Here is a 26048-nt window from a genome sequence, read left to right as displayed (position 1 = left end):
CCTCCATCAAAGCTTGATCGTTACACATTTGAGCTGGGTGTAGTGATGCAGCGCCTCTACACCTTTCTCGCGGCCGTATCCGCTACCTTTGTATCCGCCGAGGGGCGTTTCGACGCCGCCTGCCTGATATTCGTTAACGTAGATTTGGCCAGCCTCGAGCCGAGCCGCCACGCGGAGCCCACGAGAAAGGTCGCGCGTCCAGATGCCAGCGGCGAGCCCGTATTCGGTGTCGTTGGCTAATCGTATGGCATCTTCGTCGTCGGTGAACGGAATGATGGCGAGAACTGGTCCGAAGATTTCTTCCCGGGCAATCCGCATGTCGTTGGTCACGCCACTGTAGACCGTAGGCTCGACGAACCAACCCGCCGTCGATTCATCGTTGGCCAATTTCTGACCGCCGATTTCAAGTTTCGCGCCTTCCGACTTGGCGACGTTGAAGTATTCTTGGACCTTCTCGAATTGGGGTTTCGTCGTAAGCGGGCCCATCGTCGCGTCTTTGTCAGCTCCGACCTTGATGGCTTTCACCGCGCGCGTCACGCGTTCGACGAAAGCGTCGTGAATGCTCTCCTGCACTAGACAGCGCGTTCCGGCGAGACAGATCTGGCCCGCGTTCGCTGTGAACGCCCTCACCGAACCTGGCACCGCGAGCGACAGGTCGGCGTCTTCGAAGACTATATTCGGTGATTTGCCGCCGAGCTCAAGCGTCAGCGGAATGATGCGCTCCGCCGCAATCCGACCGATCTCGCGGCCGGCCCGAACGCTTCCCGTAAACGCGACTTTGCGCACAAGCGGATGTTCGACGAGCGACTTTCCGGCTTCCTGCCCGGCGCCGAGCACGACGTTCAGAACCCCAGGGGGCAATCCGCACTCATCCACGGCTAGGCGTGCCACCTCAAGGAGAGATCCAGATGTTTCTTCCGACGGCTTCGCCACGACCACGTTCCCCACCGCCAACGCGGGAGCTATTCCGCGGCCGCCCTGGTTGATCGGCGCGTTCCAGGGAGTGATTACTCCCACCACCCCGTAGGGCTCCCGGCGGGTATACGAATGATACGCGGCACCGATATCGATGACTTCGCCGTGCATAACGTTCACGAGGCCGCCGTAGAACTCGAAATATTGAGCTGCGCCCTCGACTTCCCGCAGGGCCTGGACCAACGGCTTGCCGGTCTCTCGCGCCTCGATCGTAGCGATCTCATTGATCCGCTCGCGGATTTTCTCCGCTATTTTCAGGAGAATGCGCCCCCGCTCGATAGGTCTGCGATCACGCCACGCGGGCCAAGCCGTGTAGGCGGACTGTACGGCCTTGTCGACATCGGATTTGTCGCCTGCAGCCACTTGAGCGAGGGGTTTGCCCGTTGCCGGCTCCATCTTAGGCAGGTACTTCCCCGAAGCCGGCGTCGAGGATGCTCCCGCGATGAAATGGTCGAACCTGTATGTCACGTCTCTCTCCCGCTCATCGTTCTTGGCCCGCCAGAATAGCGGGTTGTTTGAGAGATGCTCGGGAGATCGGCCTCGGGTCTGCGGAGATTACAATTGTAATAGCTGTGGGACCAAGGAGGGCTGCGCAAGCATTTCCCTCAACCTTGCGTCTTGGGAAGCCTGACGATCAAGCCTTCGAGCGTAGCCGTCACGACGATTTGGCAAGCAAGTCGACTGGATGTCGTTCGCTCCTCGGCCACTCCTTCGAGAATCCCATCTTCCGCTTCGTCCATGAGGGGAAGCTTGCCGTGAAATTCCGGATCGACGTAGACGTGGCATGTCCCGCACGTCATGCACCCCCCACATTCCCCGCTGATGCCTTCGACGCAATTGTCGACGGCAGCCTGCATGCAGGTCGTTCCCTCAGCGACTTCAACTGTATCTGCCATACCGTCGAACGCAATGAAGCTCACTCTGACCATTTTGTTCGTACCTGCGGATTCTGTTTCGAAGCAGGACCGACTTTATCGGCCCTCAGTGATTCCGATAGTTGGCGGCCACAACATTACAGGTGTGATGACAATCGTAAACGGAGCTTGGCCTCTTGTGGTGGTGGAAGCACCCATTAACGTGTGACGCCTCTGAGCTTGCTATGTAAGTCCCAGGGCAACAGAAACGGAGGAGCGCTTGGCACCGGTGAGCGCCGAAGAAGGCCTATACGATTTCGTTGTTGTCGGAGCCGGATCGGCCGGTTGCGTGCTGGCCAACCGCCTGTCGGAAGATCCTCGCAATCGGGTTATCGTGTTGGAAGCCGGACCGCCCGACCGGAACATCTGGCTCAAGATACCTGCGGGCATCTCTCGCGTATTTCGACACAAGACGCTGAATTGGGGATACTTCACCGAGCCTGAGTCTCATCTCGGCGGCCGGCGTATCTACTGGCCTCGGGGAAAGACGCTTGGCGGGTCGAGCGCGATCAACGGCATGGCGTATATCAGAGGGCAGCCGTCTGACTACGACCACTGGCGCCAGCTAGGGAATTCCGGATGGAGCTGGGACCATGTCCTTCCCTTGTTTAAGCGCGGGGAAAACCAACAGAGAGGCGCCGACGAATTTCACGGGGCGTCTGGCGAGTTGAGTGTCTCCGATCCGCACTTCCGCCACCTCGCTTCGCGCGCGTTCGTGGAGTCGGCACGGAATGCCGGTGTTCGATCCAACGCAGACTTCAACGGTGCCGACCAGGAAGGCGTAAATTTCCTGCAGTTCACGATCAGGAGCGGAGTGCGTCACTCCACCGCGTCCGCCTTCCTCGACCCGGCGCGTAGGAGAGCGAATCTTAGAGTCGAAACCGGCGCCCACGCCGAACGCATCATGTTCGACGGGAAGCGCGCGCGCGGAATAGTCTACCGAAAGGACGGAGTCGCACGCACGGTGTTCGGCCGAGAGATTGTGCTCTGCGGCGGCACGATCAATTCGCCTCAGCTACTGATGATTTCCGGCATCGGTCCGGCCAGTCATCTCCGAGACCGGTCCATCCAGCCGATCGTGGACCTTCCCGGCGTAGGAGAAAATCTCCAGGACCATCTGTACGTTCACGTACGCGCAAACGTGGAACGGGACTATTCCTTAAATCCGATCCTGAGAACTTGGCGCATTTTTCCGGAGTTGCTTAGATATGCATTGGTCCGGGAGGGCCCGATGACGCTTGGTGCCTCTCAAGCGTGCGCCTTCGTGCGTTCGGGTGCGCACGTCGATCGCCCGGATCTTCAGATAAATTTCCGTCCTGTAAGCACCAACTTCGACAGTAACGGAAAGATGGTGCCGACCCCTTATCCCGGCGTTACCGCCTCGGTATGTCATCTGCGGCCGCAATCGCGCGGACGCGTAAGTCTAAAATCGGCCGATCCCTATCAGCATCCCGCCATCAATGCCGACTACTTGCAGAATTCCGACGACCAACGCGCGCTGATCGCGGGAGTGCGATGGATCAGATCGATCTTCGCGCAGTCTCCGTTGAGGGATCACATAGTCGAGGAAACGGCGCCCGGATCCACGATCGCGTCCAGTGATCAGATCGGACGGTTCATACGAGAGAACGCGCAATCGATGTATCACCCCGTAGGCACATGCAAGATGGGAAATGACGAACTATCCGTTGTAGACGAGGAGCTCAGCGTCCACGGAACTTTCGGACTCCGCGTCGTGGATGCATCCATCATGCCCAGTATTCCTTCGGGCAATACAAACGCGCCTACGATAATGGTGGCGGAGAAAGGAGCTGACCTTCTACTGAAGTCCAGGTGAACAGTACCATTTTGACTGGTCGCCACCGCAGCTCAGAAGCCGGCGCCGCTGGCGACGAATTGTACCAGTTCTATCGGCCGCGCAATTCTCCGTCGATAGAGTTTTGAAGCCCCAAATGCGGCTTGCTAAATTACATATGTAATCGTACCTTCAAGAAAAAACGGGAGGTCAAGTTGGTACGCACGGTAAAATCTGCGGAACGGACGTTAGCGCTTTTCGAAATGTTCTCCAAAGTGCAACGGGGTCTCACCGTCGGGCAGATCTCTCAGGAACTCCACGTCCCTCAGCCGAGTGCAACCATGTTGTTGCGCAATCTGACCGCTCTCGGCTATCTCGAGTACGACGTCGTCAAGCGTACTTACATCCCGAGCATTCGGGTTGTACTTCTAGGCAGCTGGATCGAAAGAATGTTCGGCGAGACCCAGTCGCTCATCACGCGACTCGACACGCTGCAGCGGAGAGCCGGGGAGACGGCCTACATCGCTGTCCAGAACGGATCGCAGGGCCAGTACGTAATGGTGCAGCATCCCGATACTCCTAATAGTTTGAAGGTCGAGTCTGGCAATTTCCGCACTCTGACCTGCACTGCGTTCGGGCGAGCTCTCTTGGCACTCAAACCCGACGCCGAAGTCCTATCGTGGATGAAGCGCTGCAATTCGGAGGCAGCGGAAGAGCGCCTTAAAGTTTCGCGCAGTGAATTCATGCGCATCATGGCCGAGACCCGCCAGAAAGGCTACGGGGAGAGCAACGGCGAGCAGACCCCCGGCTTGGGAGCATACGCCGTGACCTTCCGGTTGCCGACGAGTTCGATGCATTTGGCCGTCGGGGTCGGCGGCCCGCTCGCCCGGATCAAGAGGCGCGAGCGCTTCTTGATCCGGGCGCTGGAGGAGTTCCGATATAGCTTCGAGTCCGAGCCCGCCAAATCGGCTGTTCTAGAGGCCGTATAGGTCCGCCTTGGCGAGGGTATTGCCAACGATCCGCAGAACAGCCACATCGATCATGACCCCGTCGACTTGGACCGCCCCGAGCCCTTTCGCTTCGGCTTCCTTGTAAGCCGCCGACACCTTCCTCGCGCGGCTCACCTGCTCCAGGGTCGGCGAGAAGACCTCCAGGGCCGGATCAATTTGGGATGGATGAATGGCCCATTTCCCCACCATCCCGAGCGACCGCGCCCGAACGGCCTCGGTCCTGAAGCCTTCTTCATTCTTGAAATTCGCATAGGGTCCATCCACCGCGTCAAGACCCGCCGCCCGCGCCGCCATCGTAATCCTGAAGCGGGCGTAGTGAAAGATATCGCCGGGATAAGATCCCGCTTCGCCGATCGACTTTAGATCGATGCCCTGCGATCCCGAATAATCGCCCATGCCGAAGATCAGGCATTCCAGGCGATCCGAACATCGCGAGATCTCCTCCACGTTCTGAAGCGCCTGGACTTCCTCGATGAGTACTTCGATGCCGATTCTGCGTTCGAGCTTGTGCTTTTTCTCAAGCTGGTTGAGCATGCGGTCGAGGAAGATCACGTCCGCCGCCGAATACGGTTTCGTGAGCATAATGGTGTCGAGGTTGCTTCCGGCCTTTTCGACGATCTCGATGATGTCATCATGACACCACTCAGTGGTGACGTCGTTGATGCGAACGCACCGTACCTTCTTGTCCCAGTTCAAATTGTTGAGGGCCCAAGCGATCTTGCCTCGCGCCTCGACCTTCGCGGACGGTGCGACAGCATCCTCGAGATCGCAAAAGACATGATCGGCCTTCGAGATCGCCGCCTTTTGTAACATCTTTTCGCTGCTGCCCGGAACTGACAACTGGGAGCGGCGCGGGCGGGCTGGACGGTTGGACATGTTATCTCTCCTGTTAGACGATCGTTGAGGCCGCGCGGCACGCGACAAGATTTCCGATCTCTTGTTCGCTGAGCCCCGCTCTACGCAACTGCTGCAGTGTGTCTTCCCCGAGAAGGGGGGCCCTTCGTCTCACGGCGCCCGGTGTGACCGTCATTTTGATAGGAACTCCGGCAATTCGGATGGGGGCGGCGCCGGGTTGCTCGACGTCCACGATCATCTCGCGGGCAGCGAAATGGGGATCACGCGAGATTTCGTCGATGTTCATCACCGGCCCGAACGGTATGCGGCCGCCAAGTCGCTCCATGAGTTCGGACTTGGTGAACCGACGCGTGTGCGTACCCAACGTTTCGATCAGCAGCAACCGGTTCTGGTTGCGGTGCTCCTTGGTCACGAACCGAGGGTCTTTCGATAGCGAAGGCACCTCGAGCCGTTCGCAGAGGATTTCGAAGAAGGCCTGCTGTTGGGCCGCGACCGTGACGAAACCGTCCGCAGCCGGAAACATGCCGAAGGGTACGATGAAGGGATGATGATTTCCCTCAGGCCCAGGAATGAGTCCCTGGACGGAGTGCTGATAGACCATGCGTTCGGAGATCGCGAGTATCGCGTCCGTCATCGAGACGTCGACGAACTGGCCCTCCCCGGTCCTCCTTGCGTGATGGATCGCAGCTAGGACGCCGAAGGCCAGCATCATTCCAGGAACGGTGTCTCCGATGCCGGGCCCGACCTTGGTCGGGGTCTCGCTGTCCGGGCCAGTGATCGCCATTATCCCGCCCATGGCCTGTGCGACGACATCGAACGCAGGCCAGTCGACGTAGGGAGATGCGCCGGTGCGACGGTCGCCGAAGCCGCGGAGAGCACCGTAGACCAGCTTCGGGTTGACTTCTCGGAGCGTCTCGTAGCCCAAGCCGAGTCGTTCCATGACGCCGGAACGGAAATTTTCGGTGATGGCATCGGCCGTCTTGATCAGCGCCAGCAAGGCATCGCGGCCTCGCGATTGCTTGAGATCCAGGCAGACACTACGCTTGTTGCGGTCGACGCTTTGGAAGTAACCACCCAGTACACGCATCGAATCGTCCGCCCGAAATGGACCAGCGTTGCGCGTCATATCGCCGTCAGGTGGGGCCTCCACCTTGATCACCTCCGCGCCATGATCGGCAAGCATCATGGTGCCGAACGGCCCGGCCAGCATCTGGGTCAGATCGATGATCCGGATGTCGCGCAGAGATCCGAACGATGTATCGGATTGCGTCACTTGCCCGCCCAATCGTTGCGCCGCTTGATCAGAGCCCGACGATCGACTTGAACGACCGTTTCGTCGTTCTGATTCACCCCGTAGTGTCTGAACGTCACGACGCCGGCGTCATCGCGATCGGAGTCACTCTTGGCGAGCACTTCGCTGTAAGCGTAGAGCGTGTCGCCATGCGTGACCGATTTCGATAACTTGATGTTGTCCAGTCCGAGTTCCTCCAGAGCATTCTCGCAGCAATCCTGCGACGAGAGCCCAAGGATCATCGAAAAGTTCACGCCTCCGTAGGAGACAATCCCGCCGAAGGCTGACTTCTGCATTGCGTGCGCGTTGAAATGACCCTGCGCGGTGTTCATGACCAAGTTTGTGATGAGCACGTTTTCGAGCGGCGTGATGGTCTTGCCGCGGGCGTGACGATAGACCGCGCCCACCTCGAAGTCCTCGAAGTAGTTGTCGCTGCCGGTGAGATTCGAAATTTCACCCATCTATTTTGCCCTCTTCGGATCCCGCAGACGCACGATATTGGACCGTTTGAAACCGACGAGCCGCTTTCCCTCGGCGTCCACGCCTTCGGTTCGCCAAGTGACGATTCCGTTGGTTGGATTGCCGCTCGAAAGACGCCTTTCGAGCGTTTCGGTGCGGGCATACACCGTAGTGCCGGGGTAGATCGGTCGGTCATATACGAGCTCGAACACGCCCAGAAAGGGTCCGCCGATTTCGCTGCAGTCCTCGACCGACAGGCCGAGCACCACGTTGAAGAGGAGGTGCGGATTGACGACGATGTCGGGGTGACCATGCGCCTTCGCGAATTCGCGGTTGAAGTAAAGCGGATTAAACGACAGAGTCAGCGTCGAGAAGAGGATTGTATCGCTCTCCAAGATCGTCCGCCCCCAGTGATGGATGAACCGCTGCCCTGTTTCGAAGTCCTCGTAGAGACGGCCCTTCGGCTTCAAACGCGCCTTCTCCCGGAAACTATCCGCCATCACATATCCTCCATGTGGCGATACTTGCTTCGGACGTTGACCCAAGACAATCCGTGTGGACGGCCAAACTCCATCTATTACATATGAGATGGCGACGGCCGCCTTTGCTGCTGTAGTCTGGCGAGATGGCATCAACGATCATGGGATTGCGGAACAATGGATCAAGAGGTGCGACCGGCCGATGAAGCGTCTCACCTCACGGGCATGCTTTCGTCGCGCATCAACGCGCTGGAGTATCGCGATCTTCCCGCGGACGTGCGGACAGTCGCGAAGCAATGTCTCCTGGACTGGATAGGCGTATCGCTCGCCGCGCGAGCGGACCCACTCGTTGGTATCATTGTCGACGATTGCGTTGCCGAACAAGGTCCGGGGACGTGCACGGTTCTTGGCCACCGGGTCCGACTCCCGGTGCTGCAGGCGGCTCTCGTCAACGGCGCTATGGGACACGCACTGGACTATGACGACGTCCTCTCGGATGTCGGCCATCCCACGGCACCAGTCGCACCCGCGGCCTTCGCGGTCGGCGAGCAGATGGGGGCGTCGGGAAGGGACATTCTGACCGCATTCGTGGCAGGCTTCGAGACGGAATGTCGCGTCGGCCTCTTCATGGGGAGATCGCACTATGCAAGAGGCTGGCATAGCACTTCGACCTACGGGACCTTTGGCGCGATGGCCGCTGCAGCAAAATTGCTTCGACTGGACGTAGGCCAAATCGGTCATGCCTTCGGTCTGGCAGGCACTCAGGCTTCTGGTCTGAAATGCGTGTTTGGAACGATGACCAAGCCTTTCCATGCGGGCAGAGCCGCCCATAACGGAATCCTAGCGAGCCGCCTCGCATCGCGAGGGTTTACAAGCTGCCAGAACATTCTCGAGGCGCCTCAGGGTTTCGGAAGCACGCAATCGGACGCATGTGACGCCTCCGCGGCTCACTCTCACGAGGGCCGGTTCCGCATTTTGGATACGCTCTTCAAGTATCACGCCGCCTGCTATCTGACGCAATCTTCGATTGAAGCGGTCCGATTGCTCCGACAAACGAATGGTATTCGCCCAGAGATGGTCGACCGAATCGTGATCGGCGTCGCTCCAGGACATCTGAACGTTTGCAACATTCAGAGGCCACGCACGGGGCTGGAGTGCAAATTTTCGCTGCGCATGACGGCTGCGCTTGTGCTGAGCGGGGAGAATACCGCGGACGAAAGAACGTTTTCGGACAAGAACGCTGTTCGCCCGGACCTTGAGCGGCTCTGCGACCGCATCTACGTGGAGCCCTCTTCTATGGGGACACTTTCGACGGTGGACGTGCACCTTCGCGATGGACGCCTCCTTTCGGAGAGCGCCGACGTCGCCGTGGTCGAGCGCGACCTCGAGCGACAGCAGAGTCGCATCGAGGCGAAATTCTACCGAGTCACCCGCGATGTATTGGATCCGCGACGATCCAAACGGATCGTGGATCTGATCTCGGAGCTCGAAACGATCCAGTTCAGGGAACTCACGCGGGCAGCAGCGCTTTGAAGCAGATCTCGGGCAAATATTTGACGCGATAACAGCGACCTTTGACTACGGACGATGGTCGGGGCAACGCATTACAAGCATAATGTTTCGCCTAGCGTGTAGCCTTGGCGTTGACAGCTTCCGTCCGCCGGACCCAACTCAGTCCGACAAAACGGGCCTCGATCGAATCTGCGGATCGACGTGCGCCCGAGAAAAAAAGGCGCGCCAGGTGAACCGGCGACGCGAAGGCCGACGGAGGAAAGAATGAACGCCAACGATTTCGCGCTGAATACGAATCTGATCGATGCCGATCTGTTCGTGCGTTACCAGGGCCCCCCTCACGAGTTGCTGCGCGCTTGGCAAGAACACGATCCGGTGCACTGGAATCCGGCGGTCGATTCCTACCGCAACCCTCGAGGCCGTGTCGTCCGCAAGGGCTTCTGGGTTCTGACCCGGTACGCTGATGTGTTCGCCGTATCGAGGAATCCGACGGTTTTCTCATCCAACGTCTCGGGCTTCGTAGTCTGGGACCCCGATCCGGCCGAACTGGCCGTTCAGCAAGCTGGCTTGATGGCAATGGATCCGCCGCATCATGCCAAGTTCAAACGACTGGTCATGCCGCCCTTCTCGCCCAAGTCGCTGGCGGCGTTCGAGCCAGAGGTTGCTGCGATGGCGAGATCGATCGTCGACGGCATCGCCAAGGAAGGGCGCTGCGAGTTCATCTTCGATGTCGCGTCCCGGCTGCCGGTCTACACGTTCTGCATCCTGATGGGTATCCCTTCTAAAGATCACGAGATGATCTTCAAACTCGGAAACGCCGTGGCGGACATGGAAGCCTCGACCTACGTGGACATCGATGCCCAGGGTCAGCTGTTCAGATACGCCCAGCAACTGGCCGAAGAGAAGCGAGCAAATCCCGACAATTCGATGATGAGCTGCTACGTAAACAGCGAAGTCGATGGCGAGCGGCTCACGGGTGCTCAAGTCAACCAGTTCTTCCTGACTGTGTCGGTTGCCGGCCACGAGACGACGCGAAATACGGCGGCCCACTTCATCAGGCTCATGAGCGAGTACCCCGAGCAATACGAGTTGCTGCGGTCCGATCTGAATCGCTATCTTCCCAACGCTATCGAAGAAGTGCTGCGTTTTTCCCCACCGGTCACGAATTTCTGCCGCACTGCCCTCGAGGAGACGACGATAGCAGGCCACCAGATCAGGAAGGACGACAAGATCTACCTGTCTTATCCGGCGGCGAATCGGGATCCGTCGGTGTTTTCCGAACCCGACAAGTTCGACATCACGCGGTCGAATGCCAATAAGCATCTTTCCTTCGGCACGGGCGAGCACGTTTGCATAGGTGCAAGTCTGGCCCGCATGCAGCTGAAGCATCTTCTTAAGCTAATCGTCACGCGGATTCCGGATATCCACCCTGTCGGCGACACAAAGCAGCTCAGGAGCATCTGGTTCAATGCCATCATGGAGATGAACGTCGAGTTCGAACCGGAACGGACTGCCGCTACCATCTGACCCAAAGGCGAGGCCGTGGCGTTCCCGTCCAGTGTGTCGCGACGGGAGGCCTCGGCTTTCGCATACGGGCGATATGGCTACTCGGGACTACCGACCTCACCCCGGAGGACCGGACCGAATGTTTGCCAGCGCTCGCCCGTAAATCGCATCAAGCGGACCTGCTCGATCGGAAAGTAATCTGCTGGACCGGTATCTATAGTAACGCCGTCGGTCAGCATCCCGAGGACGACGCCATGGAGGTTGGCTGCTTGCCGCATGACGTTCTCACGAGTGAGGTCGTCGCCACACTGCTCCAGCACCTTTACCAAAGTCTGGGCGAACAGGTAGCCGCGAATGGTGTTGCTATCGTTCTTGTCGCCGTCGGGATAGTATTTGTCCATGAACGCCGTCCACTCTTTGACTGCGGAATCGTCACGCAATGACGGATCCTCGGGGTCCTTCATGGAGGTGATGGAGATCAGCCCTTGAGCGTTCTCGAGACCGGCCGGTCTTAGGACGGACGAAACGGCGTTGGAGGTGGCGCTGACGAGGTGGGTCGGCTTCCAGCCCAGTTCCGCCATCTTCTTGATGGCCTGCGATGTCGCTTTAGGGGTCGTGAAGGACACCACGATGTCGGCGCCGGCGGCCTTCAGCGTAACGATCTGGGAGTCGATCGTGGGCTCGCCGACCTCGTGGCGCACCGCGGCCGCAATCGCCCGCTCGGCTACCGGTCCCAACCCGTCCCGAAGGCCCTTGAGCCGATCCTGGCCCGAGTCGTCGTTCTGTAGAAGTACGCCGATCTTCGGATCCGGATGATTGTCGAGGATGTATTTCGCGAATATCCGTCCCTCCGATTGGTAGGTGGATGGCCAACCCATCGTCCAGGGAAAGGCCTTATAGTTGCCGAACCGCGTGGCGCCGCTTGCGACGAACAGCTGGGGCACGCCTTTGGCATTGAGGTACTTCTGCACGGCAGCGTTCTGCGGAGTGCCGAGCGCCCCGAAAAGCAAAAGCACCTCGTCGCCCTCGACGAGCCTGCGTGTTTGCTCGACTGTTTTTGGCGGGCTGTAGGCGTCGTCGTAGGAGATGAAGTTTATCTTGCGGCCGTTGACGCCGCCCTTACCGTTTATCATCTTGAAATAGGCCGCCTCCGTTCTGCCGAGCGAAGCGAAAGGCGACTGCGGGCCGCTGTAAGGCATTGTGTTTCCGACCTTTATTTGCGCATCGTCCGCTCCCTGATCGTATTTCCTTTGTGCAATGGAAGGGTTGATCGAACCGACGAAGGCGACAAGAAATGCCGCGGTCGAAACAGCGATGGCATGCCGCATTGAATCCTCCTGAACTTTGTTTCTGCGCCGATCATAGACGCTTCGGTCGGAGGTGGACGGGCATGGCTGGACTCAATACATATGCAATAGCCCGACGTTGACACTGGGGTCGAGAGCCGCCGGCACCGGCGCAATCTCTATGCAGCGCGCAGTTTGCTGAGGAAGCTCGTCACTTGGCCGCCGAGAGTGTGTGACTGGTAGTCGAGAAGCTCGGAAGCACGGCTTACGTCCCCGGCAGCTGCGCCTGTCGCGACCGCGTCGGCACTGACGCCGCCGATATTTTCGGAGACGTTCCTGGTCCCCTCCGCTGCCTGCTCCGTACTACGGGTGATTTCCTGCGTCGCCGCACCTTGCTCCTCGACGGCGGCGGCTATCGCCGTTGCGACCTCGCTGACCTCGCCGATGATGTCGCTGATCGACTGTATGGCACGAACTGCGTCCTTCGCGACCTTCTGGATATCGGTGATCTGTTCCGAGATATCTTCCGTGGCTTTCGCCGTCTGACTCGCAAGCGATTTCACCTCGGCGGCCACAACCGCGAAACCACGTCCGGCATCGCCCGCTCGTGCGGCCTCGATGGTCGCATTCAGCGCGAGTAAGTTCGTTTGAGAGGCGATATCGTTGATAAGCCCGATAACTTCACCGATCCGGTTGGCGCTCTTGGCCAGGCCCTGCACCGTGCCGTCGGTCTCCAGCGCGCGGCTCACCGCGCGCCCGGCTATACCTGCAGCATGGGCAGCCTGACGGCTGATGTCGTGGATCGAGGCGCTCAACTGCCCGGACGACGAAGCGACGCTCTGCACATTGGCCGACGCCTCCTCGGAAGCCGCAGCTGCGATTCCGGCGCGTGCCTTTGTCTGGCTGGACACCATGGACAAGCCCTCCGAGGTGCCTTTCATGTCGGAGGACGCGTCGTTGAGTCGTTTGAGGGTGTCGGCGACCTGCAGTTCGAACTCTCGGGTGTAGGTGTCGATTGCCGCTTGGCGGGTTGACATGCGGGAACTGGCTTCCAGCGTCTGTCGTTCGATGCCGAGCTTTTCTTCGGCATTCTGCTTGAAGACGCGAAGCGCACCGGAGAGCGCGCCGATTTCATCCCGACGTTCGACGTGACCGATATCGACCGTCAAGTCTCCGTTGGCCACTTTCAACATATCGTCCCTAATCGCATGAAGCGGTCTGACGATGCGGCGGCTGACAGTGGCCATGGCGGCGAGCGCCATCACCACGGCACCGACGAGCAACAGCAAATCCCGAAGTAGCGAGCTCATTGCATCGGAACGCAGAGCTTGCGTATGGATGGTCGCCTCCTCCAACGCACGCTCGGCCACTGCGACCGCGGACGTAAGCCTCTTGATGGCAATAGAGCTCCATTCCGTAACGCCGATCTCCGGCTTCTGGCCTGATGTCAACGCCTTGACCAACCGATCTCGCAAGGCGAGATACGTAGCTTCAAAATATGCCGCCTTCGTCAGCGACAATGCGTCCGCAACGCTTTGGAGCGCCAAGCCGTCGGCGACCGTTTCCAGCGTTGCCCACGCGGTCTCGGCCGCCTGAGCAGACTTACCGTAGCTTTCCGCGGCGTCGGGCTGCAAGTGTCCGGAGTTCATTCCTGCAGATACCAATGCGACCACCTGCCCGCCCGAATTACGAAGCGTCCAAGCGGCTTGTTTGATCAGTAGAAGTTGGTCGATCAGAGGATCGCGATGGTGAACCGCCAAGGCTACGTCGCTGCCGAGCTTTTCGAGGCGTCCAAGAAGCGCCGAACTCACATCGGAATATTCCTTGGCCAGCTCCGATCGTCGCGATGGCTTCGGCTGACGCATGGCGGCCCAGCTTTCGGTCTGTAATTCCGAGAGTTGGACGGCCATCTGTTTCAGGGCGGAGCCTAGCGTCTGCAGATCTTTGATCTCCACGGTCTCGATCATTGCGGTGACCGATCTCAGGGCCGAATTCTCGGCAGCGCGATAGAGAGGCAAGCTCTTCTCGACCTCCGGATCGAGGACCGAGTCCGCGTTCAAGGCGATGCCCGTAGAAACCCGGTCGGTCCGCAGGTTGTGCATGGCGACGAACGCGAAGGCGGAGACTTCGGCAGCGGTGGCCGTTTCCTTTGCCGACCTGAGGCGGCTCCAGGAATCCACGACCTTCGCCGATAGCGCGATGACCACGCAAGCCGCTAGGAGCACGATGATCGATTTAAGCAAAACGGAGACCGAAAGACGGTTCAGCATGAATGATTTTCCTGGCAGCGCCGGCGGCGATTGGCTCTCCGGCTGCTGGAGCTAAAAGACAGGCGCGTTCCAAGACTCGACCATTCTCGCTAAACAAGCGTTAAAAGTCGCACGATAGTGCGAAAAAGTTCTCGGTTATTCCGAAAGCGTTCGATGTCGCGTCGCGTCGTCTGGACGGCGGTTCGAACGACAGCCCGCGTCGGTCGCGGCTCGAATACATATGAAATATACCGCGGCTACGCCGGCGAGCGCTTGCTTTGAGACGTCCGTCGCCCGAACGTGGTGACGGAAACGTCGTCGCCGAGGCTAACAGTCCGACAATGGTATCTACAGGCTATATGCGGAAGAGATGCCAAGCGCGGACGCAGTCGCCGTGCCGGAGCCGCAGCTCGTAGACGACGACGGCAAGAGATACCCGGAAGCCGGATCAATTCAATGTTCGAGATTCTAAATAACGCCACTCGGGGCAACCAGGTGTTGGCATGGCAGGCGCGCTTCACCGACCTCAGGATCGGAGTGGACGCGGGTGACGATGGCTGGACGATCACCATACGGAACGGTGAAGTGGCGGTCGCAAGCGGCGATGAAGGGCCTCACGACCTTCGACTGAAGGCGCAGAGAGAATCCTGGGACAAATTCTTCAAGGCCCTCCCTCCGGTCGGATTCCAGACACTGGGCGCCATGTTCACGACGCACCAGATGGATGTGGTCGGCGATTACCTGAAGTTCGCGCGTTACATGTTCCTGATCGAGGGCATCTTCGCCGCCGGCCGGCCATCCGCTCCGCTAGAGTCCGTCGCACCGTTTGCGGAGCCGCGGATCGAGGACGTAACCGGTCGGTATCTCCATATGAACGTCAGCGGACGCCCTCACCGCGTGTATTTCGAAGAAGCCGGGCACGGCATACCGCTTCTTTGCCTACACACGGCAGGTGCGGACGGACGCCAGTATCGGGCTCTCTTGAATGATCCTGAAATCACAGCGCGCTTCCGCGTGATCGCGTTCGACCTGCCTTGGCACGGCAAGTCGTCGCCACCGCCGGGCTTCCAGACCGAGCTGTACTCCCTGACGACGGACCGCTACGTCGAGACCATCATGAGCTTCAAACGCGCCCTAAAGCTTGATGCACCCGTGGTCATGGGCTGCTCAATAGGAGGGCGCGCGGTGCTCCATCTGGCCTTGCGTCACGGAGAGGAATTCCGTGCTGCGATAGGTTTGCAGTCCGCATTGCATGCTGAAGTCCGGCCGACGGAGGGCGCGGAGGGCCGCCTCTACCGCCCTGACGTGAATGGTTCGGAACTGTGTGCGGCAACGGTGGCCGGGGTCATGGCGCCGGGGTCCCGCCCCTCCGACGCTTGGGAAACGCTTTGGCACTACATGCAGGGAGGCCCAGGGATCTTCATGGGAGACCTCTTCTATTATCTGTCCGATGGCGATCTTCGTAACGGGCAGGCCTGTGGCATCGACACGACGAAATGTCCACTCTACCTGCTCACAGGCGAGTATGACCTTTCGGCCACGCCCGAGATGACCGCCGAACTAGCGCGCCAAGTGAAGGCGACATCGTTCGAGATCATGAAGGAATTGGGTCACTTCCCGATGTCGGAGAGCCCAGAGAAATTTCGGAGATACATCATGCCCATCCTCGAACGTATCGCAGGCGGAGCGCATTTGAGATGATGCAGCACGAAACCGACGCTCCGTATCTCTCCGAACAAAGGACGATGATCAGGGACTTGGCCCGGGAGTTCACCCGCGAGCAGGTCACGCCGCTCGCGAACAAACTGGATCCCGAAAAGGGGGACATGCCCCGCGACCTGATCGAAAAGATGGGCGAACTGGGCTTTTTTGGAATTCTGATTCCCGAGAAGTTCGGCGGACTTGGACTCGGAGCGTTCGAGTACTGCCTCGTTGCGGAAGAACTAGCCCGAGGTTGGATGAGCGTCGCCAGCATTATCGCACGAGGCAACGGCTTCTACCGATCGGTTACGGGCACGGACGAAGAACGGCGAGCGAAGATCGCGGCGATGGCAAAAGGGCGATATCTGGGAGCGGCAGCGCTCTCGGAGCCGCAGACTGGATCCGATCTCTCGAGCGTTTCGTGCCGCGCCCGCCGTGAAGGAGATGAGTGGGTCATCACGGGCAACAAGTACTGGTGCACGTTCGCGGACGGGGCAGACTTCATTCGCGTGCTCTGTCGACTCGACGGGCCTGCACAGACATCCGGCGAGCAGCGTACTGTCGCCATCAACGTCGAGAAGCCCCAAGGACAGCTGCCGGCCGGCGTGACGGGAGCTCCTATACCGAAGATCGGCTATTTCGGCTGGAAAACCTGGGAGCTTCGGTTCGAAGGCGTGCGGGTCAAGGCCGACCCGCTTGGAAGCCAGGATGACGGACGGGGATTTCAGGCGGCGGCGGCCAGCCTGGAGGTTGCCCGTGCCCACACCGCAGCACGCTCGATCGGCCTCGCTCAGGCGGCCCTCGATCATGCGAGCGCCTACGCGAAGGAACGCATTCAGTTCGGTGAGCCGATCTCGAACTTCCAGGCCATTCGGTTCAAGATAGCGACTATGGCCACGGAGATCGAGGCGGCCAGGCAGCTGATGTACCGCACGTGCAATGAGATCGATGCCGGCCGACCGGCCACTATCTTGACATCGATGGTGAAGTACTTCGCGTCGGAGATGTCCGAGCGCGTCACCAGCGAAGCCCTTCAGATATTGGGCGGCGCCGGCTATACAACTCTGCATCCCGTGGAGCGATATTGGCGCGACGCACGGCTGACGAAGATATTCGAGGGTACATCCGAGATCCAACAGCGCATCATTTCAGATCGTTTGCTCGGAAAGCCGATGGCAGCCGCGGGACGTCGGCCTTAGAAGGACAGTCGGTCGCGCTGGACCGGATTGCCGAAACGCCGCGCTTTCCTGCGTCGCTGCCGTGCAAGGGAAGCGCCTCGCCCTCGGCTGGCAGTCCCAAAAAACAAAACTCGCATGAACGTGCGATTTCGTGATGCAAATCTTGGTGGCGATCGACCTATGGCCGGCTCTTCAATGCGCAAGGTCGATCCGCTCCTAATTCGTTTGGCCGAAAGGGACCAATCATGGCTGTCGATCCGGAAAGCTTCTCGATCCTTCAGGAGAGCGTCGCCCGCTTCGTGCGCGAACGACTTCTGCCACGCGAGCGCGAAATAGCGGCATTGGAACAGCCTCCGAAGGACCTTCTTGATGAAGTCAGGGAGCTTGGCCTTTTCGGCCTGACGTTCCCGGAGCAATACGGAGGTCTCGAGCTCGATCCGCTTCAGGAAGTTAAGGTCGGCTTCGAACTGGGCCGAGCAAGCCCTGCCATGCGCAATTTTATCAGCATCCACAATGGAGTCGCTGGGCAGTCCTTGAATTTTGGCGGGACGGCGGCGCAGAAAGCCAAATACATGCCGCGCCTGGCGAGCGGCGAGCTCATAGCCGCCTTCGCGCTTACCGAACCCGATGTCGGATCGGACGCGAGAAGCATCCAAACTAAGGCGGAGAAGACGCCGGACGGCTGGGTCATCAACGGTAGGAAGCGGTTCATCTCGAACGCTCCGTTCGCCGGTTTGATCACCGTGCTGGCGAAGACGCAGGAAACGGACGGGGAGCTATCAGTGAGCGCGTTTCTTGTCGAGGCGAATACGCCGGGGATGTCGATCGCCCGCCCGGAGCACAAGATGGGCCAGCAAGGCGCTCCGATCTGCGACATCGTGTTCGACGATTGCCGATTGGGGGGCGAAGCTTTGCTTGGCGCCAAAACCGGCATTGGCCTCAAGGCCGCGATGGCGGGGCTCGACCGGGGACGTCTGTTCATCGCTTCGTGCTGCGTCGGACTAGCATATCGATTGCTGGAGGATGCGACCGATTACGGCCTTCAGCGAGTGCAATTCGGCGTGCCGATCGTTCGCCATCAATTGATTCAAGCGCTTCTCGCCGACTCCCTCACGGAGGCCTACGCCGCCCAGGGCATGGTCGAGAACGCAGCTCGCCTTGCGTCGGTGGGCCGCCCAATCGGCTGCGAAGCGTCCATGTGCAAGCTCTACGCGACCGAAATGGTGGGCAGGGTGGCCGACCGGGCCGTCCAGATCCATGGAGGCAACGGCTACATCTCGGACTACATGGTCGAGCAGCTCTATCGCGACGTGCGTGTGCTGCGGATCTACGAAGGTACCAGTCAGATCCAGCAGACGATCATCGCGAAACATCTGACCGCGCGTCGGCAGAACGGCGAAAGATTGGGTTAAGCCGCTATAGAGAGAGGCCAATTGCGTCAAAAGTCGCCTTCTCGTTGAGGTACAGCGGAGAGCCATTGGCGTGCCGACGGTCAGCTCCAGCACACATGCAATATAAGTATCCGGCGCGCGCGGAGTTCTCGCAAGCCGGTATGGGTGGGTGATCCACTCTCATTGGACTATCCCCGTCGAAAGGAAGTATCATGGCCGAAGCATACATCGTAGCTGCAGCGCGCACCGCGGGTGGGCGAAAAGGGGGCCGTCTCGCTGGATGGCATCCCGTCGATCTGGCCGCAGCAGTATTGGATTCGCTGGTGGACCGAGCCGCCGCGCCTCCCGATCTGGTCGAGGACGTAATCCTGGGCTGTGTGATGCAGACCGCCGAGCAGTCGAACAACGTCGCCCGCAACGCGGTTCTGGCTTCGAAACTGCCCGAAAGCGTGCCAGCGACGTCGGTCGACCGGCAATGCGGCTCCTCGCAACAGGCGTTGCATTTCGCGGCGCAGGCCGTCATGTCCGGCAGCATGGACTGTGTGATCGCCGCCGGCGTGGAATCGATGACGCGGGTGCCGATGGGACTTCCTTCTTCCCTGCCCGCCAAGAACGGCTTCGGCTATTACAAGAGCCCGAACCTCGATAAGCGTTATCCGAACATCGTGTTCAGCCAGTTCGCCGGCGCGGAGATGGTGGCCGAGAAGTATGGTCTCTCGAAAGACAAACTCGATGAATTCTCCTACCAGAGCCACCAGCGCGCGATCACCGCGACTCAAGCGGGTCACTTCAGAGACGAGATACTGCCGCTGCAGATCACTCGTGACGATGGGACGACCGATACCCACAAGGTCGACGAAGGGATCCGCTTCGATGTCAGCCTCGATGGCATCAGGAACGTGAAGTTGATCGCCGAAAACGGAAAGCTTTCTGCCGCAAGCGCGAGCCAGATCTGCGACGGCGCTTCAGGTGTGATGATCGTGAATGAAAAGGGATTGAGATCCCTGGGGATCAAACCGCTTGCACGCATTCATCATATGGGCATGACGGGTGGCGATCCTGTGATCATGCTCGAGGCACCTCTCCCGGCGACCGAACGGGCCTTGAAGAAAGCCGGCATGAAGATCGAGGACATCGACCTTTACGAAGTCAACGAGGCGTTTGCTTCGATTCCGATGGCTTGGCTCGCGAAGATCGGCGCCGATCCTGCGAAGCTCAACGTCAACGGAGGCGCAATCGCGCTCGGCCACCCCCTCGGCGCTTCCGGGACGAAGCTGATGACGACACTGATTCACGCGCTCAGGCAGAACAACCGGCGCTACGGCTTGCAGACCATGTGCGAAGGCGGTGGCATGGCCAACGTGACTATTGTGGAGCGACTCTAGCTCTCGGGCAATCACTCGAGGTCGTCGCATCATGGAGGTGCGACGACCTCGATGCGGCGGTTGGGCGAGCCGATAAGTCTCGGCCAGCCCGAATGAGGCCGTTGCAAAGATCGGTAAGCGTTCCCCGTCGCCGCAGCGGATACGCAAAAGGGCAAGAAGCTATACAGATCCTGTCGGTAGAAATGGGCCTCGAGCCGTGTATGTAGGCGGTAGCTCCAGGCCGACGGAGCCGGGCGCTGGAGCCGTCTGGCCTTGTTTTCCGACGACAAGGCCCATCGGCATGCCACGATGGCACCGTCGGGGCGCGTCCGGGCGGCTCTCAGCCCCCTTCCCCGCCTACTAGGCTGCCGAACGGTTCCCAGTTCTCGCCCTTGAACTTAATCGGCTGCATCTGCTTGATCGGGCTGAAGTCGTTCGGACCGGTCGTCAGCTTAATGCCCGGAAAGTAGACGCCGGGGTCGAAATTCAGCCTAGCGGCCTGCCTCATGAGGTTCTCACGCGTGAGATCGTCGCCGCATTCCTTGATCACGTGAGCCAACGTTCTCGCCACGCTGTATCCGAAGACCGCCGGGAAGTCGTCCTTGTTCCCGTCCGCGTAGTACTTTTCCATGAATGCCTTGTATTCTCGCATGCCCGGATCGGACACCCACTGCTTGTCGGTGGGATCCTTCATGTAGCTGAAACTGATGATGCCCTGAGCATTCTCGAAGCCAGCGGGCCTGATAGTACCCGCTATATTGATCGAATTGTTGGTCAGCAGCTGGGTCGGCTTCCAGCCGAGCTCTCCGACTTTCTTGATCGCTTGCGAAGCCGCCTTGGAAAGACCCAAGTTGATGAAGATATCCGGTTTCGCCGCCGCGATCTGGAGCACCTGCGAATCGATGGTCGGCGAGGTGACTTCGTATGCGAGTTCCGAGACGATGAGCCCGCTCTTTTCACCCAGCGCGACGCGCAGCGCAGCCACATACTCCTTTCCGAGATCGTCGTTCTGGTAAAGAATCCCGATCTTCGCATCCGGATGCGTCTTAAGGAGGTATCGGGCGTGGATACGAGCTTCGATCGTCGAGCTCGGAAGCATACCGATCGTCCAAGGGGAGTTCTTTGGATCTGCGAAGCGGCTGCCCGAGCCGAGCACGAAGAGATGGGGCACCTTTCGGGTGTTCATGTACTTCTGGATGGCGGCATTGGTCGGAGTTCCGACGGGACTGACGATAGCGAAAACTTCGTCGCTCTCGACGAGCTTGCGGGCTTGCTCGACGGTCTTAGGCGGGCTGTATGCGTCGTCGTACGAGATCAAAACGATCTTGCGGCCGTTGATGCCGCCCTGTTCGTTGATCATCCTGAAATAAGCTTCTTCGGTTCTACCAATGCCGGCCATCGAAGATAGAGGACCGCTGTACGGCATGATGGTCCCGATCTTGATTTCGGCATCCGTCGCGCCTTGGTCGTATTTCTTTTGGGCGTGGGCAGGCGTGACGATCGCCAACACAAGAAGCGCCAAGAGACCGCGCACATTCGATAAGAAGCTTTTCCCGCGAAGCATTTCGTTCCTCCAACTGCGGCCGGAATGGCGTAAAAACGCGACCGCCTTGCTGCTTGCTTATTTTTTCGTGACGGTCGGCATTGAGCCTTCGCGACACCGGCGCCGTCCTCCAAATGTCGCATGATCGTGCGACTTGTGCGGTGTCGGGGGAAGAGGCTTTTGCGTCCGCCGTCTTCAATATTACATGGGTAATCGCGTCTCGCCGACGGTTGGACGTCGCGTCGCCTTCCCGGAGCGCCGAAAGGCGCAAGCGGGGCACGCACCGCAGCGCCGCATGCCCATGCTTAATAGTTCTTCATGCGCGCGAGCTGATCAGTGTGGAAGTTGCTGTCACCGAAAAGCTCCTCGCAAACTCGCGCTCGCTTCATGAAGAAGCCAACCTCGAATTCGTCGGTCATGCCTATACCGCCGTGCATCTGGACGGCTTCTTGGACCGCGAGCGTGGCGGTCCGACCGGCGCGCGCCTTTGCTACCGCGACTACTCCGCCGGAATTGCCGACATCGGTGTCGAGCGTTTGCAAGGCCTTCAGCACCGCGGCGCGCGTAATCTCGAGTTCGATGTGAAGCTGGGCGGCCCGGTGCTGGAGCGCCTGAAACTCGCCTATGAGCCTACCGAACTGCTTCCGCTCCTTCAGATACTTCACTGTGCGGCCGAACGCTTCCTGGCTTAGTCCCACCATTTCCGAGGCCACGGCCCCGCGACCGATATCCAGAATTCGCTGCAGCCATATGAATCCCTGGTCGACCTCGCCGAGCACGTCATCGGCACTTACGGCCACGTTTGAGAATTCGATCCTGGCAGCATTGTGGGCATCGACCATCGCCGTGCGCTCGATCGCGACGCCCCTACTTTTTGGATCTACCAGAAACAAAGTCAGGCCGGTCGGCTCGCCGGCATGTCCCGCCGAGCGCGCCGCCACGATCAAAAGGTCGGCCGTGTGGCCATCGACCACGAACGCCTTCGCGCCACTCAGCTTGAAGCCATTGCCGGAATGCGTGGCCTGTAGGTCGATGTCGAGGGGCCGGTGTTTCGTCCCTTCGTCGACCGCGAAGGCCGCCAGGAGCGAGCCGTCCGCGATCTTCGGCAGATAAGCCGATTTCTGAGCCTGGCTGCCGCAAAGGGACAATGCGGAGGCGGCCAGCACGGCGGTCGAGAGGAACGGCGACGGCATCAAGGTAGCACCAATTTCCTCCATAACGATTCCGGCCTCGACGCATCCAAGGCCGCTTCCGCCGAATTCCGCTGATATCAGCAGACCGGAGAAGCCCATCTCGGCGAACTCTTTCCAAAGCGCGCGAGAAAAGCCGTCCGAATCCGCGGTATCCCGCAGATTGCGGAGGTGCGAGACCGGAGCCTTGTCGTTAATTAGCCCGCGGGCGCTGTCGCGCAGCATGGATTGTTCTTCGGTGAGGACGAGTGCCATGAGATCCTTTCAGACGCTTGTGTTTGGAGGACGCGATCTTTCGCCTGAAGACCGGCCGTGTGATCAAGATCGGCAGAGCGCGTCGATAGACGACCCGAACCGATCGCGACCGCCGCAGCCTCTATGCTCCAGGCAGATCGAGGATGCGCTTGGCAACGATGCCCAGCATGATCTCGCTTGTTCCGCCTTCGATTGAATTCGCCTTGGACCGAAGCCAGGCGCGTGAGCGGGAGCCCGCTCCGGAGCGCTCGCTTTCCCATTCCAGCCCGTTAAATCCGCCGGCCGACATCAGGATCTCATGGCGGCGTTTGTTGAGTTCGGTCGCGTAATATTTCATAGCGGAAGATGAGGCCGGATGCGACTGTCCGACTTTGGCAAGATCGGTCATCCGTTCTCCAGCCGCAGCCAGGGCCGCTTCGTCGACTTCGAGGCTTGCGATCTGGCTGCGCAGCATCGGGTCCTGCAGCCTGCCTGCATCGTCCATTCCGAGTGAATCGGCGGCGATCTGGCCCAACGGGCGGCCGATACCGCGGCCGCCCGAACCCGAGATCATCGCGCGTTCGTGCTGCAACAGATATTTGGCCACGTCCCAGCCGCGGTTGACGGCGCCGACCACCTGCGATTTCGGGACGCGGACATTGTCGAAGAAGGTTTCGCAGAAAGGCGAATAGCCCGAAATTAGCAGGATCGGTTTGGTCGAGACGCCTTTTGACGTCATATCGAACAGAATGAAACTTATACCGTCATGCTTCTTTGCGGAGGGGTCGGTTCGTACCAGACAGAAGATCCAATCGCAGTAATTGGCGTAGGAAGTCCAGATCTTCTGGCCGTTGATAATGTAGTGGCTTCCATCGCTCTCGGCGCGCGTCTGCAGTGACGCGAGATCCGATCCCGCGTTCGGCTCGGAGTAGCCTTGGCACCAGCGGATCAGGCCGGCAGCGATTTTCGGTAGATGATCCTTCTTCTGCTCCTCCGTGCCATACTTCAGCAGCGCCGGCCCGAGCATCCAGATGCCGAAGCTGTTCAGAGGCGAGCGAGCGCCCATTATTGCCATTTCCTCGCGCAGCACCTTCGTCTCGCTCGCATCGAGCCCGGCGCCGCCGTATTCCTGCGGCCAATCCGGTACGGTCCAGCCTTTATCACGCATTCTTTCGAACCACACTCGCTGCGGTTCGGATGCGAACTTGGCATTGCGGCCGCCACGGTATGGATCATCGTCCGAGATCATCGGCGTGCGCATCTCGGGTGGACAATTGGCTTCCAGCCACGCCCTGGTTTCACGGCGAAAGTGGGATAGGTCTGACATTGGCAACTTCCGGTCCGGGCTCGTGCTAACGGGGCGCTTGTGTCTCGGCGATCATCGTCGTGAACGATAGTTGCGACGGACAGCCTCGTGGGTGTGATTACGCCAGTATGCCTTCATCCGAAGCAGGTAGCAGGGCAGCATCCGCAAAATTACACATGCAATGGGGTCCGTTCCGATCGGATTGCAGCAGTGCGCGCACAACGAGCGACGTGCCGGAGGCGACGCGCGGCCGCAATATGCCCCTGTTCCACTCCGCAGCTCCGTCGTAAAGAGCCTGTCGGATCATTAGGAAGGGGCTTCCGAAACGCTTGTCCGCGGCGCTCAAGATGCGAGAAGGACGTCCCTGCTGTCTCGATGGAGACCGTGAGTGACGTCTCCTAGAGCGAACGACCCGTCCAGACGCCCAGTATCTCGCGGGTCCTCGTCCCGATTCCTCCCGAGATGAGCTTGAAGAAACCCTGCGTCATGGCGACCTAGAGGGACCCATAGTATGGCAGAGCGACCGGAATGCCGCGCTTCCGGGTTTCGGTACGGGCTGTGCCAACGAGAGATGATCGCCTGCGATGCCCGTCATAGCCCCGCGAGCAATCCGTGAACTATCGAGTGACGGCTGAAGACCAGCGGCATCCGAGCGCTCCTCACGTTCGTGCTTCGGCTCTCGCCTCGAATCGTGGCTCTACTCGATCGAGTTCGCGCAAGACGGCGTCACCCATCTGGCGACAGGAAATTACCGGAAGCCGTTCCTCTCGGATGTCGGACGTCCGGGCTCCCGCATCGAGAGCAGCTCCGACCGCACCTTCGAGCAGATCTGCTTCCGAAGGCCGTCCTAGCGACAGCCGCAAAGCCATCGCCAGGCTGAGAATGGCACCCAGCGGATTCGCGATTCCTTTTCCCGCTATGTCCGGTGCGCTGCCATGCACGGGCTCGTAAACGGCCGATCGCCGCCCGCCCTCTCTGGCGGGCCCCAGGGATGCCGAGGGCAGCATTCCGAGAGAGCCGCATGCCATCGCGGCGCAGTCCGAAAGGATGTCGCCGAAGATATTGTCGGTCACGAGGACGTCGAATTGGGCCGGAGCCCGTACGATCTGCATCGCGCAATTGTCCACGTACATATGCGTCAGTTCGACGTCCTGGAATTCGGCATCTCTGAGCGCCTGCACCTCCTCGCGCCAAAGAACGCCGGACTCCATTACGTTCGCCTTGTCGACCGAGCATACCCGACCTTTCCTGAGGCGAGCCTGTTCGAAAGCGAACCGTGCTACCCGGCGGATCTCCGAAGACGTGTAGGTCTGGGTATTGAAGCCGCGACGTTGCCCGTCCGGCAAAGTCTCTATTCCGCGAGGTTCGCCGAAATAGATCCCGCCGATAAGCTCCCGCACGATGACCATGTCGACGCCTTGCAGAACCCGGTTCTTGAGCGAAGAGGCCTCGTAGAGGGCCGGTATCGTCACGATGGGCCGGACGTTGGCGTACAGCTCTAGCGTCCTACGTATGTGGAGCAAGCTCCCCCTTCGGCGCTCGACCTTGGGAATGGCGTCGAACTCCGGTCCGCCGGTGGCGCCGAACAAGATGGCGTCGGCCTCTTGTAGGGCTTTTTCGGTGGCCGGCGGAAGCACTGCTCCAGTCAGACGATAGGCCTCCGCTCCGTACTGAAATTCCTGCACCGTGGCCGGCACTCCGCGATGCTCGATCATCCAATTGAGGACACGGCTGGCCTCGGCCATCACCTCGGGACCGATACCATCTCCGGGAAGCAGGACGACGTTCATCTTCTTGCTTGGCATTGGAG

The 26048-nt window shown here is 59.7% G+C and carries 18 protein-coding genes and 1 pseudogene; 8 read left to right on the top strand and 11 right to left on the bottom strand.

Features of this window, described 5'->3' with window-relative positions; all coding sequences use genetic code 11:
• Positions 1-6: 6 nt before the first annotated feature.
• Both AB7828_RS30280 and AB7828_RS30275 read right to left on the bottom strand, forming a co-directional pair.
• Positions 7-1443: an aldehyde dehydrogenase family protein gene (locus AB7828_RS30280; protein ID WP_441232050.1), complete on the bottom strand. Its 1437-nt coding sequence runs from the start codon at positions 1441-1443 to the stop codon at positions 7-9.
• 137 nt (positions 1444-1580) lie between these two features.
• Positions 1581-1871: a 2Fe-2S iron-sulfur cluster-binding protein gene (locus AB7828_RS30275; protein ID WP_441232346.1), complete on the bottom strand. Its 291-nt coding sequence runs from the start codon at positions 1869-1871 to the stop codon at positions 1581-1583.
• Positions 1872-2118: 247 nt separating this feature from the next.
• On the opposite strand from AB7828_RS30275, the gene AB7828_RS30270 reads away from it, so the two are divergent.
• A complete protein-coding gene (locus AB7828_RS30270) occupies positions 2119-3726 on the top strand; it encodes a GMC family oxidoreductase (RefSeq protein ID WP_441232345.1) in 1608 nt (535 codons plus the stop codon).
• Positions 3727-3848: 122 nt separating this feature from the next.
• Complete coding sequence (locus tag AB7828_RS30265; protein ID WP_441232049.1) at positions 3849-4673, top strand: IclR family transcriptional regulator; 825 nt, start codon at positions 3849-3851, stop codon at positions 4671-4673.
• Here AB7828_RS30265 and AB7828_RS30260 read toward each other — a convergent pair.
• From AB7828_RS30260 to AB7828_RS30250, 3 genes and pseudogenes are all read right to left on the bottom strand, one after another.
• Positions 4659-5570 (bottom strand): HpcH/HpaI aldolase/citrate lyase family protein, encoded by a 912-nt coding sequence (locus AB7828_RS30260; protein ID WP_441232048.1) that lies wholly within the window; start codon positions 5568-5570, stop codon positions 4659-4661. The two genes, AB7828_RS30265 and AB7828_RS30260, sit on opposite strands and share 15 nt — an antisense overlap.
• Before the next feature lie 13 nt (positions 5571-5583).
• Positions 5584-6822: a CaiB/BaiF CoA transferase family protein gene (locus AB7828_RS30255; RefSeq protein ID WP_441232047.1), complete on the bottom strand. Its 1239-nt coding sequence runs from the start codon at positions 6820-6822 to the stop codon at positions 5584-5586.
• A pseudogene (locus AB7828_RS30250) lies at positions 6819-7799 on the bottom strand (MaoC family dehydratase). Before AB7828_RS30250 ends, AB7828_RS30255 begins: the two are co-directional and overlap by 4 nt.
• Before the next feature lie 156 nt (positions 7800-7955).
• On the opposite strand from AB7828_RS30250, the gene AB7828_RS30245 reads away from it, so the two are divergent.
• Together AB7828_RS30245 and AB7828_RS30240 are read left to right on the top strand one after the other, a co-directional pair.
• On the top strand, positions 7956-9311 hold the full coding sequence (locus tag AB7828_RS30245; RefSeq protein ID WP_441232046.1) for an MmgE/PrpD family protein: 1356 nt from the start codon (positions 7956-7958) through the stop codon (positions 9309-9311).
• 243 nt (positions 9312-9554) lie between these two features.
• Positions 9555-10817 carry a cytochrome P450 gene (locus tag AB7828_RS30240; RefSeq protein WP_441232045.1) on the top strand — a complete coding sequence of 421 codons (1263 nt, stop codon included), beginning with the start codon at positions 9555-9557 and terminating at the stop codon, positions 10815-10817.
• 77 nt (positions 10818-10894) lie between these two features.
• On the opposite strand, the gene AB7828_RS30235 is transcribed toward AB7828_RS30240, so the two are convergent.
• Both AB7828_RS30235 and AB7828_RS30230 read right to left on the bottom strand, forming a co-directional pair.
• Positions 10895-12124, bottom strand: coding sequence for an ABC transporter substrate-binding protein (locus AB7828_RS30235; protein ID WP_441232044.1), 1230 nt, complete (start codon positions 12122-12124; stop codon positions 10895-10897).
• A 137-nt stretch (positions 12125-12261) separates the two neighbouring features.
• Entirely contained in the window at positions 12262-14352 is a 2091-nt protein-coding gene (locus AB7828_RS30230; RefSeq protein ID WP_441232043.1) for a methyl-accepting chemotaxis protein, read from the bottom strand.
• A gap of 435 nt (positions 14353-14787) precedes the next feature.
• Between AB7828_RS30230 and AB7828_RS30225 the strand changes: the two genes are divergently transcribed.
• From AB7828_RS30225 to AB7828_RS30210, 4 genes are all read left to right on the top strand, one after another.
• Positions 14788-16032 (top strand): alpha/beta fold hydrolase, encoded by a 1245-nt coding sequence (locus tag AB7828_RS30225; protein WP_441232042.1) that lies wholly within the window; start codon positions 14788-14790, stop codon positions 16030-16032.
• Complete coding sequence (locus tag AB7828_RS30220) at positions 16029-17231, top strand: acyl-CoA dehydrogenase family protein (RefSeq protein ID WP_441232041.1); 1203 nt, start codon at positions 16029-16031, stop codon at positions 17229-17231. The genes AB7828_RS30225 and AB7828_RS30220 overlap by 4 nt, the downstream gene beginning before the upstream one ends.
• A 224-nt stretch (positions 17232-17455) precedes the next feature.
• A complete protein-coding gene (locus AB7828_RS30215; protein ID WP_441232040.1) occupies positions 17456-18622 on the top strand; it encodes an acyl-CoA dehydrogenase family protein in 1167 nt (388 codons plus the stop codon).
• 191 nt (positions 18623-18813) lie between these two features.
• Positions 18814-19986: an acetyl-CoA C-acetyltransferase gene (locus AB7828_RS30210; RefSeq protein ID WP_441232039.1), complete on the top strand. Its 1173-nt coding sequence runs from the start codon at positions 18814-18816 to the stop codon at positions 19984-19986.
• Positions 19987-20305: 319 nt separating this feature from the next.
• Here the strand turns inward: AB7828_RS30210 and AB7828_RS30205 are convergent, their stop codons facing one another.
• From AB7828_RS30205 to leuB, 4 genes are all read right to left on the bottom strand, one after another.
• Positions 20306-21529 carry an ABC transporter substrate-binding protein gene (locus AB7828_RS30205; protein WP_441232038.1) on the bottom strand — a complete coding sequence of 408 codons (1224 nt, stop codon included), beginning with the start codon at positions 21527-21529 and terminating at the stop codon, positions 20306-20308.
• 284 nt (positions 21530-21813) lie between these two features.
• Positions 21814-22953, bottom strand: a complete 1140-nt coding sequence (locus tag AB7828_RS30200) for an acyl-CoA dehydrogenase family protein (protein WP_441232037.1) — start codon at positions 22951-22953, stop codon at positions 21814-21816.
• A 121-nt stretch (positions 22954-23074) separates the two neighbouring features.
• On the bottom strand, positions 23075-24259 hold the full coding sequence (locus AB7828_RS30195; RefSeq protein ID WP_441232036.1) for an acyl-CoA dehydrogenase family protein: 1185 nt from the start codon (positions 24257-24259) through the stop codon (positions 23075-23077).
• A gap of 638 nt (positions 24260-24897) precedes the next feature.
• Positions 24898-26043, bottom strand: a complete 1146-nt coding sequence (gene leuB / locus AB7828_RS30190; RefSeq protein ID WP_441232035.1) for a 3-isopropylmalate dehydrogenase — start codon at positions 26041-26043, stop codon at positions 24898-24900.
• Between the last annotated feature and the right edge of the window lie 5 nt (positions 26044-26048).

It is taken from the genome of Tardiphaga sp. 215_C5_N2_1 (assembly GCF_052076055.1).
GTDB lineage: Bacteria > Pseudomonadota > Alphaproteobacteria > Rhizobiales > Xanthobacteraceae > Tardiphaga > Tardiphaga robiniae.
Note: the sequence above shows the minus strand (reverse complement) of the source record. Positions and strands in the feature narration are given on the sequence as shown.